This window comes from Luteolibacter rhizosphaerae (genome assembly GCF_025950095.1).
Taxonomy (GTDB): Bacteria; Verrucomicrobiota; Verrucomicrobiia; order Verrucomicrobiales; family Akkermansiaceae; genus Haloferula; species Haloferula rhizosphaerae.
In genome coordinates, this window is record NZ_JAPDDR010000002.1 from 547,122 (window position 1) to 559,314 (window position 12,193).

The 12,193-nt window shown below is 58.4% G+C and carries 8 protein-coding genes; 3 read left to right on the plus strand and 5 right to left on the minus strand.

Annotation, left to right across the window (positions count from 1 at the left end):
* Window positions 1-36: 36 nt before the first annotated feature.
* The 5 genes from OJ996_RS05370 to OJ996_RS05390 all read right to left on the minus strand — a co-directional run bounded on the left by OJ996_RS05370 (window position 37) and on the right by OJ996_RS05390 (window position 6,861).
* A complete protein-coding gene (locus OJ996_RS05370) occupies window positions 37-519 on the minus strand; it encodes a phosphatase domain-containing protein (RefSeq protein ID WP_264511969.1) in 483 nt (160 codons plus the stop codon).
* A 323-nt stretch (window positions 520-842) separates the two neighbouring features.
* Window positions 843-3,506 (minus strand): excinuclease ABC subunit UvrA, encoded by a 2,664-nt coding sequence (locus tag OJ996_RS05375; RefSeq protein WP_264511971.1) that lies wholly within the window; start codon window positions 3,504-3,506, stop codon window positions 843-845.
* 748 nt (window positions 3,507-4,254) lie between these two features.
* The gene (locus tag OJ996_RS05380) at window positions 4,255-5,022 is read right to left on the minus strand and encodes a hypothetical protein (protein ID WP_264511973.1); all 768 of its coding nucleotides are present in this window, start codon (window positions 5,020-5,022) and stop codon (window positions 4,255-4,257) included.
* Window positions 5,023-5,105: 83 nt separating this feature from the next.
* Window positions 5,106-6,059: a hypothetical protein gene (locus OJ996_RS05385; protein WP_264511975.1), complete on the minus strand. Its 954-nt coding sequence runs from the start codon at window positions 6,057-6,059 to the stop codon at window positions 5,106-5,108.
* Between the two features lie 19 nt (window positions 6,060-6,078).
* Window positions 6,079-6,861 (minus strand): HNH endonuclease, encoded by a 783-nt coding sequence (locus tag OJ996_RS05390; RefSeq protein WP_486624553.1) that lies wholly within the window; start codon window positions 6,859-6,861, stop codon window positions 6,079-6,081.
* Window positions 6,862-7,111: 250 nt separating this feature from the next.
* Between OJ996_RS05390 and OJ996_RS05395 the strand changes: the two genes are divergently transcribed.
* From OJ996_RS05395 to OJ996_RS05405, 3 genes are all read left to right on the plus strand, one after another.
* Window positions 7,112-9,550: a trypsin-like peptidase domain-containing protein gene (locus OJ996_RS05395; protein ID WP_264511980.1), complete on the plus strand. Its 2,439-nt coding sequence runs from the start codon at window positions 7,112-7,114 to the stop codon at window positions 9,548-9,550.
* A 581-nt stretch (window positions 9,551-10,131) separates the two neighbouring features.
* On the plus strand, window positions 10,132-10,446 hold the full coding sequence (locus OJ996_RS05400) for a hypothetical protein (RefSeq protein ID WP_264511982.1): 315 nt from the start codon (window positions 10,132-10,134) through the stop codon (window positions 10,444-10,446).
* A 72-nt stretch (window positions 10,447-10,518) separates the two neighbouring features.
* Window positions 10,519-12,129: a hypothetical protein gene (locus tag OJ996_RS05405; RefSeq protein WP_264511984.1), complete on the plus strand. Its 1,611-nt coding sequence runs from the start codon at window positions 10,519-10,521 to the stop codon at window positions 12,127-12,129.
* The last annotated feature ends 64 nt before the right edge of the window (window positions 12,130-12,193 follow it).

A 12,193-nucleotide genomic window follows, 5' to 3' on the forward strand; every position in this document is an offset into this window, starting at 1 on the left:
GGGGTGATCGCTGGAGTCGTCCTCATCATCATCGGGTCACTCGCGCTGTAGAAACTGATTATCGGTTGGATGTCGGCCTGAGGCCGCTGGAATCTCACGGACGAGTTCTAGCTGCCGCGCGGTCTCCGGCTCACTGCCAGCACGCTCGATCGCTGCGAGGCCGTCATCTGGCGGTAGCCCGATCCGAACTAGTAACGAGGCAGCAACCGTTCCGGTTCGCCCGACTCCGGCGGCGCAATGGATAGCGAGAACGGTTGCCGGGGATTGCAGAAGTCCGATCAATCGGTCCAGCAGTATCAGGAATGTCGGCAGATCGTCCGGAACCGACTGATCACGGATTGGAAACTCCAGCCAGCGCTCGCCGAGTGCCGTGGCATCCAGAAACCTTCGGTAATCTGGAGCCTTTCGCTTCCTTTCTGCTTCCCCGGCCAAGCAGAGAACCCAACCCTCCGAGTCGCCTTTGGTCAGTTGCCGCCAGAACTCCGTGTGAAATTCGGCAGGCCTCCAGTAGCCGGGCATGTTTGTGAGGTAGAGCTGGCCGGTAAACCGAGGGGGAAGGACAACGGGGCGGAAGGGAGAGGCACGCATGGAGTAACCACTCCAGCACACGTGGCAAGTCGGGCTCCTGAGCTTACCGAGAGAAGCCCTTAGGCACAAAGCTTTGATACACCCCAGCGGGATCTTTACGGAGCACGCCAGAAGGCCCGACCTTCCGGGCTTTGCGGTTGTCTGGTGCTACGAGCTGTGCTAGCGGCGCGAGTCGTAAGCTTTTGCAGGACTGATTATTTCAACGCGCGGTAACATTCCCGCTGCAAACGACCGTATTTCCAAAGGCCCGCAGACTACTTGGCTGCCACGATCCTATTGAAGAGCGCCCGGAGATATGGCGCGGTGCGACTGCTTTTTGCCTCGGAGACCTCGACGGGGGTGCCGCTGGCAATGATGCGCCCCCCATTCTCACCAGCGCCGGGACCGAGATCGATCACCCAGTCGGTCTGGGCGATGGAGCGTATGTCGTGTTCGACGACTATGACGGTGTTTCCCGCATCCACGAGGCCCTGGAGCTGACGCATCAGGCGGTCGGCGTCGGCGGGATGCAAGCCCGAGGTCGGCTCGTCGAGGATGTAAAGGGTATTGCCGCGTTGCGCCCTTTGCAGTTCGGTGGCCAGTTTGATTCGCTGGGCTTCGCCCCCGGAGAGTTCCGTCGCCGGCTGGCCGAGGCGCAGGTAGCCGACTCCGATCTCGCGGAGCACCAAGAGCGAGCGCATGACGTTCTCTTCCCCCGCGAAGAACTCGCATGCCTCTCCAACTGTCATGGCTAGCACTTGGGCAATGTTCTTTTCGCGCCACTCGATCTCAAGCGTCGGGGCGTTATACCGGGAACCCTGGCAGGAGGAGCAGGGTGCGTAAACGCTGGGGAGGAACAGTAGTTCGACCATGACAAAGCCCTCCCCTTCGCAGGTAGGGCAGCGGCCCTCCGCCACGTTGAAGGAGAATCGGCCGGGGCCGTAACGACGGCGTCGCGCGGCCGGTGTCGCGGCGAAGAGTCGGCGCACATGATCGAAAAGGCCGCTGTAGGTGGCGAGGTTCGATCGCGGAGTGCGGCCTATGGGCTTCTGATCCACCCTCACGAGACGCCGGATGTGCTCCATGCCGCTCACAATGCGACCAGAGGTCTTTTCCTGCGCGATTTCCAGAAGCGGGTCGAGTTCCTCGTCCTCGGATTCGGGCGGATCGCCACCGAGCTGTTCCTGGATCAGTTCCGGTAGCGCCTGGCCGACCAAGCTGGATTTTCCCGATCCGGACACTCCGGTCACCGCGGTGAAGCAGCCTATGGGAATGTCGATGTCGAGGCCGAGCAGATTGTTGCGGGCGATTCCTTCCAACCGCAGCCAGTCGCGGGCCGTTCGAGGAGTACGGGCTTCCGGCGGTTGCAGGTCGAAGAGATACCTCCGGGTGATCGAAGCCTTGATTTTTCCAAGCCCGTCGGGAGGCCCGCTATAGATCACCCGCCCGCCCTCGCTTCCCGCGCCTGGCCCCACGTCCACCAGCCACTCTGCCTGGCGGATGATGTCCAGATCGTGTTCGACGATGAAGAGTGAATTTCCCGCCGATAGCAGGCCGCGCAATACCGTCAACAACGCCTCGCCATCTGCCGGGTGCAATCCCGCCGACGGTTCGTCCAGCACGTAAATCACGCCGAAGAGTTGGGAGAACACCTGGGTGGCCAACCGGAGGCGTTGCAGCTCGCCAGGGGACAGCGTGGGCGTGCTGCGGTCCAGGGAGAGGTAGCCCAATCCAAGGTCGATCAGCGGATGCAACCGCTCCAGCAGCTCCGAGCACAGGCGCTGGGCAGTGAGGCGCTTTTCCTCGGAAACCGAAGAGGTCCGGCGAACGTCAGGCGCGCCCCTGTGGGCGGAACCGCCCGCCGCGACGCGACGCTCGGTGGCAGCGACGCAGGCCTGCTTGTCGAGGGTCTGGTCGCTGGAGAGGTCTTTGATATGGGATAGATCGCCCCGCGCAATTGGTGCGAGCAGGGCCACGAGTCCCTCGAACGAAAGTTCACCAAATTCGGCAACGTCCAGCCCGCAAAAATTCACCGACAACGCCTCTTTCTTCAATCGCTTGCCGGCGCAAACGGGGCAGTCCCGGCCTATGAGATAGCGCGACACCCGCTTCTTCATGAGGGCGCTCTTGGTGTTGGCAAAGGTTTCCAGCACATAGCGGCGCGCGCCGGTGAAAGTTCCCTGGTAACTGGGCTCGGTGCCCCGCTTGCGGGCGACACGGGTCTGTTCCGGGGTGAGGCCCGCATAGACCGGGACGGTGGGCTGTTCGTCTGTGAAGAGTATCCAGTCGCGCACCTTCTTCGACAGTTTGCGCCAGGGCGTGTCGATGTCGTATCCCAGAGAGACGAGGATATCGCGGAGGTTCTGCCCGTGCCAAGCCGGGGGCCAAGCCGCGATGGCACGCTCGCGGATCGTTAGCGAATCATCGGGCACCATCGTCTTTTCGGTCGCCTCATAGACGCGCCCCAGCCCATGGCAGGCCGGGCAGGCGCCCTGCACCGTGTTGGGTGAAAAATCCTCGGCGTAAAGCATTGGCTGATCCGGCGGATATTCACCGACCCGGGAATACAGCATTCGCACCAGGCTGGAGATGGTCGTGACGCTGCCCACCGAGGAGCGGGTGTTGGTTGCGCCGCGCTGCTGCTGCAAGGCCACCGCCGGAGGCAGCCCGCTGATGGTATCCACCTCCGGAACGCCTGCCTGGTCGATCAGACGGCGGGCGTAGGGCGAGACTGACTCCAGATACCGTCGCTGTGCTTCAGCGAACAGCGTGCCGAAGGCAAGCGACGATTTCCCTGAACCGGAAACCCCGGTGAAGACAACAAACGCATCGCGCGGAATATCGACATCCACGTTCTTCAGATTGTTCTCCCGCGCGCCACGAACATGGACGCAGGGAGGAATGTCTTTCCGGGCGTCAGGGCGGGGTTCCAGCGGCATGGTAATGATGAGGTTCCATTTCTGCGGGGTGCAGAGCGGGCAATGCTACCACCGTCAGCGCCTCTTCGCTACTTCTCGTAAAAGTTCAAGGCACTGCCATGAACTGACCCATAGGCAAAGGTCCTCAATTCCACGTCGTTGGTCAGTCCGACATGCCCCTGGGGTCTCTCTTCGAGAGAAGACCGGAGGCAGGACGCTTTGTTATACCCAAGCGGAACCTTTACGGAGCGCTAGAAGGCCCGTCATTTCGGGCTGCTGGGGGTTTCCCGGCACGCTGGCTTTACGAAAAGCCAGGCGGTCCTCGTAGGCTCCGGGAGCCCTTGGGCAGGGGAGGGAAGCACTGTCGCTTCGGCGTGGAGGGTGGGCTCCTACGTTATTTCCCAAGAGCGAGTAGACCAAGGTCCCTGCAAGGCAATGTTAGCGCCTCATTCAAAGTCGGCGACAAAGTCAGGAAGCCGCTCCATGGGGCTGTGGGCATCGGAGATCTAGATTGAGCCCACCGAGTATGCGGCGCAGCTCTTCTAAGGGGGATCTCATTGGCGCCCATAAATTGGAGTTCATGCTTCTGCCTCCCCATAGTAGCCATACCGGCTCAGCATGAACACAAGCTACTGATCCAAAGAGAGTTAAGCTCGCCATGCTGGCTGTCGCCCGTAAGGGAAACCTTAGCCGCAAGGATTTGCTTTGGGGAGACGGGCAGCATGACGAAATTGGCGGCTTACCTTCCTAGAAAAGGCTCGGGTGTTCCCTACCCCAAGCTCATGCCTTCTCGGTCAGACTCCTCCGCAGAATCCGTGACGTGATCGTCCGGTTTGCCTCCATTCAGGTCCCATAGGTAGGCGATCACCAAGGCGAAAAACTCGTCAATCCCGTCGTAGATGTTCTGAAGCACCTCTCCAACGGGAGAATCAGAGGTATGATCCTTGAGCGGGAAAAAGCCAAACCGTGGCCCGGGATGCGCGTGCTGAATGGTGATAAGCCGCAAGGTCCCCTTATGGACCACGAAATCTCTTAGTGAAAATCTGGGACCTTTGTCGATGGATACCAGCAGAGTCAGCCACCCGTTCTCGGCGAGCCCGTACGTTGGGTCAAAGGTCAAGGCTTCATCAAAATAGGTTTTGAATACTTCCGGCAGATCGTCCCGTTTTCTGAGATCATTGATGCTTTCCCTGCCGGACCCACTTGTGAAAGACAACGTGAGACCCCAAGCCAGGATATCGAGGATGGAGCGCGCCTGCGTGAGATAGGCTTCGATTTTGGACACAATCAATGCAAAATCCACCTCCTTAATGGCACTTCGGTGAGCATAGGCTTCGTCTAACGCGTCGATCTCTGCCCTTAGGAACGACAGGCTTAACCATTTCAAATGAATCGCTGAGGCTTTGTTGCGGTAATTGGCAATTCCCAAGCGAGCGGCGTCTGTCCGAATCGCTTCTCCGAGTTCGAGAATTTGAGAGCCCAATAGTGGATCCGGCATCGACACCGTAAGTGAGTAACTAAATGCTTTGGCTTCCATAAGGTGCGTATATACTGAATCTTGGGTCCATTCGGCGGCGCGTGCGAGGGCCAAGCGTGGTCATGACGCCCGAGACCCATCGATCAATGTTCTTTTGGTGGATCGGACCTTCGAGGAGTCGAGATGAGCGAAACCAATTCACCGCTTACATGAATGAGATCGGGTTCAGCCTCCGAGAATAGTTCTCCTCCAGCGATTTGGCACGTATTGGTTTGAAAAATGAGCTGTTCGTTTATTGCGAAGGCATAGGAATCCAAGCCTCTCCCCCACAGACCATCTTTGCTCTTAGGGTAGGAGTCGTAGCTCTCGCGATTATAATGAGTCTTCATGATGTTTGCGAATGCCTTTTCCGCGTCGGCAACCATGGTCATTTGTTCGATAGAGTCGACCCCCCCTCCGAATGCCTCGTCAATATCACTGATTCCGATATCGGTTTGAATCGATATATCATCGATGTGAAACATGAAGAGCATCACCTCATCCGTCAGACGGGCTTCAGTCTTGATTTGCCCTTCGTTTGACAGAATCTTACTACGGTTGACGTGCCCGTCAAAAAGACGACTGAAACTGTCCCCTTTCTTCGAAATGCCGACGTAATGCAGCTTGAAGGTGCTGAGTGGCTTGGTGTCAGCCAGTCCGGTGACATGAACTACACCATGAGAGTGTTGGTAAAGGAGAATGTCAGGGGTGCACCAATAGACGGGCTCCTGATCGGCGTGGAGAGGCAATGCCCGAATCTTCAAGCACTTTGGGCCCAACTCCACCTGTATGCTGTCCGGTAGATCAAGTTGACCAAAATCTAATGCGAGTGGTCCGCAAATCTGTGCTCCACACTTTAGATTGAAAACCCAGACCCCGTCCGGGCCATTTGGATGGGCAACGTCCTCAAATAAGAGTTCTTCCCTTTGCCCAATAAAATATAGCTTACTGCGCTTCAGTATATCCCTAACATTTGGATCATTATATAACCAGTCTCCTTCCTGGTTGGAAATCGGCGGGTAGCTTAAATGCATCAGGTATATTCCACTCTTTCTCATTGACGGGAGTTCTCGGTGATTAGGTCGGCAGAGAAGGGCCGCTACCGTGCCGTGATTGCTTGATTCGAAGCTCTTCCAGCATAAGCGCAGGTCGGCGGCGGTGCAGCATCGCGTGGCAGTTCGGGCAAACCGGGATCAGGTCGTTGATTGGGTCCACCTCGTATTCATCCCCGATGCTGGAAATCTCCTTGAGGTGATGGACGTGGATGAAGTCCGTTCCCAGATCACCCCAGGTCTCTTCGAAGTCGAACCCGCACACCTGGCACGAGCAGCCGTAGTGATCGATGCAGGCCCGACGTGCCGCAGGGTTCCGTTCATAGGCATTGACGGTCACTTGGACCATTGCCCCCTCACGAAACGTCTGGCCACGGATCTCGCCGGGAGTCTCGGCTGGGCGAGGAGCCGGATCGCGGTCGAACGACCAAAGAACTCGAATCGGCGGTCCGTCCTCTTGCTCCACAGCTGTTCCTATCCCGGCGAACTCGAAGGGATCACGATCACCGGATCTGAAGAAGACGTAAACTTCATGGTCGCCCGACAGTAGCTGCCGAACCTGCGGCTGATCGAGGCGAGTCCCGGTTTTCCCAGACCAACGCAGGCGGTCGCCTTCGAACCGGTTCGGGTAATCGTGGCCGGTCCTGCCCGCAGTGCCGACGTTGCAGAAAATGAAGAAGGCTCCCCTTTGGAAGGAGTAGCCGGTAGACCAATCACCCCCGCTTCTTTTCTCCTGCTCAAGCCCGATACGTTCCGCCACATCGGCTCGGGAAAAGCGCTCGCCGATGGTGAATTGGTAGAGAGGCATGGGCGGGGCGGGCAGGCGATGGATAGAGACAGCTTAAAAATCGAAGATCAATGCTCCTCGTCGCCTTTTCGCCCGTCGCCTGCAGTCGAGATCCTCGACCGGAGATGGCTCGTGATTCGGCGGTCCGAGGTCAATGGCACCACAGAGTGGGTTCTTGTCGAGGAGAGGCAACTGGGCATAATGCCCGAGTGCCTACGGGAGCATCGATCTGACCGACCCACGTGCACCAAACTGCTAGAGATTTCCCCCCATGAAAAAGCTCGGTATCATTTCTGTCTTGGTGGCAGTTATCCTGGGAATCTATGGGAGCGCCTGCAATAGAGCGGGGAGCGAAGAAGATTATTGGAGCGGCGTCCTTGGACGGCAAAAGCACTATGGCTTCAGCCAATCGCGATACAACGAGACCCAAGATAAAATCGACTCGTATTCCAGAGGACGAATTGAAACGCGGAATCTCGCGTTTGGTGCTGCTGGAGTAGCCGCGGTTTTAGGCTTCATGTTGATCCTTATCGCGCCGAAAGCCGCCAGTGACGCACAGGCCCGGGCCGCACGACATTTGACCCGTTCTAAAAAAGACTCATCGCCTATTTCGGGTTCCCCCGAAGCTACGAGCTTCACGTTGAGCTGCGACGAACTCAGGCTTTTCATCGAGTTCGCGCTGAGGCGTGGCGAATTCGGTCGAATCGGCTCCTCGCCGGAAATGGAGATTTCCTTGCCCTTGATGGGGTTGGCCGAAGAAGAATGCGCTATCTCTCTGGACGAGGCCGGAGTCCTCTGGCTGATCCGGGAAGGAAAAGAGCAGCCCGTCGAGTTGGAGCCGCCCGCGTACTTCCGTGCCGGTCCCTATAGGTTCCTCGTTAGGGAAAAAGTGGAAGTTCCTGCGACGCCAGCGCCACCACCAGCGAAAGCCGGACCAGCATTGGCTGAGCCACCCGCGCCCGCCCCCAAGCGCCGATCCCCGAAGGCTGCAATCGCGGTTCTGTCCGTCGTCTGTCTCGCCGCCGCAATCTGGTTCGCGGTTCAGAACGCCAAGGACAGGGAGGTCCCGGCTGCCCCTGCGTCGACGCAGACAGCATTGATCCCCCAATCTGATCCTGCCCCCAAGGCTGCATCAGCGGTCGCGTCAGAAGCGAAACCACCTCCGTCGGATAAGGCGGAGACCGAAGCTGAAACCGCCAAAGCCACGCCATCCGCTGCACCTGATTCTCCGCCGGTTGCGGAGCCAAAAGAAACGGACACGATCGATCTTGAGAAGTTGGCAAAGGTGGTGAGTCCTTGCGTTTTTCGTGTCGAGGTGGTCGACGAAGCGGGCACAGCCATCGGTTTAGGAACCGGCTTCGCTGTCTCTTCGGACGGGCTGGTGGCGACCAATTTCCATGTGGTCGAGCACGGTGCGAAGTTTGCGCTGATTACCCAGCAGGGAGCAAGGTTCGACAACGCTCAGCTCGTAGCCGAAGACCCGGCCTCTGACCTTGCTGTTCTAAAGATCGAGGCAAAGGACCTTCCGTTTCTTAAGCTCGCCGCCTCAAGTGATGTGCCGGTTGGCAGGAGGGTTGCGGTTTTCGGGAGTCCCCAAGGCCTGGGAGGTACGCTTTCGGAAGGGATTATCTCAGCCACACCGCGAGACCTGAAGGAGCGCTTGCCGGACCAACTGCTGCCCAATGGAGGCGTTTTGCTCCAGACCAACGCTCCTATTTCTCAAGGGTCGAGTGGTTCGCCGCTCTTTGATTCCGAAGGCCGGGTCATCGGGGTCATGACGATGATACTCCATGGCGCGTCTCAGCCGCAAAATCTGAATTTCGCAGTTCCGGTTGAAGCACTAAAACCACTGATTCCAAAGACTGGGTTTCAATGGCCGTTTTTCGGCCGTCAACGTCCAAAGCCAGGGGATTCAACAGCTGAAATGAAGGTGCCGGACAAGGGCTCCAAACCGTCCGAAGTTGCTCCTATGGCTGACCCGGCCTACCGGGAGCTACGCGCAAAAATTGAGAAGCAGGAATGGGTGGAGGCAATGAAGCTCGCAGGTGCGCTCGTAGAGAAGTATCCGAAGGCAGCGGTCATTCACTTCGACTACGCCTATTGCGCATCTGCTCTCAGGCTGGACCGCCAGGCGGAGTTGTCATACCTCAAGGTTTTAGAGATTCTTCCGAACGATGCTGCAACCTGGCACAATCTTGGAATCGCAATCGCGAACCAGAACCAGACGGAGAGGTCCCTAGCTGCCTTTGAGCGTGCTGTTGCACTGAAACCTGATGCGGCAGGCTCCTGGAGACAAATTGTGATCGGCAACGTTGTCCTTGGGAACTGGCCCAAGGCGACCACAGCGCTCAACACACTCGATCAAGTCAATCCGGCTGAATCAAAAGAACTCTCCCGCTTTCTTTCCAGATTCAGGCTTGGCGACGCCGGTTTCAGGCAAGCAGTGGCCGGGAACCTTTCAAAGAAGCTCGGAAACATCGCCAAGGACGGCGCAGTCAGGGTTCGTGTAGTCGGGGTCGGAGCGAACGACACGCTTTCCGTTCGCTCAGGTCCGGGTGCCACCTTTTCGGTTGTGACTGCGGTCGCCAACGGCACGGAGATGTTTGTGACTGGGCGATCCGAGGTCAATGGCACCACCGAGTGGGTGCCGGTAGAAGATGGCAACTGGTCCGGTTGGGTTGCCGCGAGATTCCTCGCGCCAGTCGATTAGGCTGGAAGCTGCAGAAAGAGGAAGCAGGCTCGCTTCCCGGTAGCTCCGGCCCTCTGATATACCCAAGGGTCACTTTTACGGGGCGTGACCCAAAGGCCGTAGCTGCGGGGCTCCAAGGCCAAGGGAAGGACTCCAGGGCCTACGAAGTGCCAGCCCGGCTTCGTAGGCTGCCCCGGAAAACTGAGCGTGGACGAGCGACCGCTTGACATTCATTCGGGGATGGTGTTCAGATGAACTAATGACCGCGCTGCATCCTTCGCCTCCTCGCTGCACGACCCTCGAAGAATGTCGTGTCGGGGACTGGGAGGACTCGCGGTTTGTTCGGGAGTGGAGCCTACGGGAAGGCGTCCAGCTTTATCAGCCCCTGGGACCCGGTGAACACGGGGGGAGCCCGTTCGACGAAACCCGCTTCGACTACGGCCGACCGATCTGGGAGTTCCGGCGGTGCTTGTCGCCGCGGGCCGACGATCTTGGCGGACATTCAATTTGGAGGCGCATCGCGTGAGGCAATGGAGGCGGGCGATCCAGCACGCCCGGAGGCCGTTTGGCGTGAAGCAGAGCCACGGTTAGGAAAGGCCCGCGTGAAGGGCTACGTCGGGCGCTTGCGTCCCGGAATCGTGGTCTCCGTGATTGAGCTTACCCATGGCGATCTCGTGGCGCGGGTTGAAACCGACTGGGGCCTCAGCCGCCGGATGTTTTGCCACCACTTGGACTTCGGTTTGGAGTTCAAGACCAGGACCGGCGAGTGGGTGCGCGAGGGCGATTCCCGCGCCCTGCGGTTCCTCCTCCGGGTCAGGGATGAACTTGCGGCTGGAAAGCCCGAGCGACATGTCAGCGACGACGGGCGCAGGCTCGATGCTGAGATGGTCGCCAAGGTTCTGCGACGAAATGGGTGACTCTCCTACGTAAAGAAGTAATGGAGGCAGCAGCGAGAAGCCAGCAATCTCCACCTTCTCCCCCCCAGAACCATGGTCTTTCGAATAGCACTTCTAGGACTCCTTGTTGCAGTGGCAGTGGCCATTTTCGCGACCCTGCCTTCGGTCAAATTGAATCCGGTCGAGCGTGAGGTTCAAGCAACCGACGAGTTCGGGATCGATCTCGCCTTTACTGAGCCGCTGTTCCCACCGCGAAGCCTTTCCGAGTTCCCCGCCGGCGGAGACTCTAGCGAGAAATGCCGAGTCCTTTTCAGCGATGACTCGGTGTTCGTTGATCTGGGTGCGGGCCTGTCGGGGGAGAATTACTACCGATTCTGCGGCAAGCTTCGGAATCATCCTTCGATCCTTTTCGACTTCGAGAGCGACGCGGAAGGATTCCGTTCATTTCTCAACGAGGCTTCGTTCGTGAGCGCTGGCCTTGAGAAAGGAATGCTTTCGACGGGGACTGATCACGCAGTCGCGGTGTTTAACGGCATCGGGGATGTGGGCAAAGAGGTCGCGGTTCTTATAAGGGACATCGCCCTCGGTTCGTACAAGTTGGCACTGGATCCCCAATACCGAGCGAAGTTCATGAATTCCATGGCGGAGGTTCTCGCACGCCTCGGCCGAAAGATTGACGAGCTTACATGGAGCAGTGTGTGGGAAGTCATTCGAAGACTGGATCCGTCCCAGATAGACGACGCCATACAGGGGATTGCCCACTTGTATTGGGAGGACAAACGGGAGCTTGAAGCCAAAGAAGCTGGTTTTGGGACAGAATCAATCCGGCTTGGGGAGGCAACGTGGCAATTGCTTGATTCCAGAACCGGCGCGCGGGTGGCTGGCAGCTTCGCACCTGACGTCGCCATTATCACCGTGTCCATCGCTCTTGCGCCAGCAAGTGGAGGATCGTCCCTCTCACTCTCCTCGGTTGGAACGTTTGGCCGCACCATCGGAACCAAGGTGGCGGGAAAGGTCGGTAGATCCGAGGTCCTTCGCCTGGCTTCGCCGGATGACATGGCTGAGCTGACTTCTCTCTTCGCGCATTCCGGGACGTTGTCCGCGCGTGCCCGAAAAGCACTGGAGGTGTCGCATGCGGCCAGCGCAGCAAAATCTTCTAGGCTCCTGAGCCTCACCTCGCTCGTTGATCCAGCCAAGATCTCAACGCTCGCGTCTAACCGTGCGATGAATGCTCGGCTTAAGAAGCTGCTGTATCAGCTCCATTCCGTCGAAGGCGCAGGCGTCAAACCAGGTGATGCTCTAGGCGAAGTCTACCGAGGGTTGCTCGGCAAACCAGTTCCCCCCGGCTACTTTCACTCGGCCTCATTGGAGGGCAGCAACATCGAGGCCAACTACCGACTGGCCCGCGAATGGGGGCTGTTCGACTCGCCTGAGAACCTCGATGCGCTTCGGCACGGTCGTTCTCCGAAGATCCTAAATGGCCCTCACGCTGGAGAGTTGGTGGATATCGACCATCGAATTCCCGTGAAGTTCGCGCCCGAACTGTCGAACTCTCCAGGTAATCTCATTCTCTCGCCCTCGTCTGCCAACCGCAGCAGAGGGGCGGCAATCGACCACCGTATGAAGTCGGCGGTAGAGGCTTTTGAAAAGGAGACGAATTGGCGAGCTGGGCCCGAACTTCGCAGCATGCTCCTGGCTCCCTAAGTTCACGGCTCTCTGGTGAAATCAATGAATTCGCCTCGATTCCACACGCTCCCATCGCTATCCA

What these genes read in the sequence shown, in the direction of transcription:
- OJ996_RS05370 (WP_264511969.1), bottom strand. Translation starts at nt 519, where the DNA reads ATGCCCGGCTACTGGAGGCCTGCCGAATTTCACACGGAGTTCTGGCGG.
- OJ996_RS05395 (WP_264511980.1), top strand. Translation starts at nt 7,112, where the DNA reads ATGAAAAAGCTCGGTATCATTTCTGTCTTGGTGGCAGTTATCCTGGGA.
- OJ996_RS05405 (WP_264511984.1), top strand. Translation starts at nt 10,519, where the DNA reads ATGGTCTTTCGAATAGCACTTCTAGGACTCCTTGTTGCAGTGGCAGTG.
- OJ996_RS05385 (WP_264511975.1), bottom strand. Translation starts at nt 6,059, where the DNA reads ATGAGAAAGAGTGGAATATACCTGATGCATTTAAGCTACCCGCCGATT.
- OJ996_RS05375 (WP_264511971.1), bottom strand. Translation starts at nt 3,506, where the DNA reads ATGCCGCTGGAACCCCGCCCTGACGCCCGGAAAGACATTCCTCCCTGC.
- OJ996_RS05390 (WP_486624553.1), bottom strand. Translation starts at nt 6,861, where the DNA reads ATGCCTCTCTACCAATTCACCATCGGCGAGCGCTTTTCCCGAGCCGAT.
- OJ996_RS05380 (WP_264511973.1), bottom strand. Translation starts at nt 5,022, where the DNA reads ATGGAAGCCAAAGCATTTAGTTACTCACTTACGGTGTCGATGCCGGAT.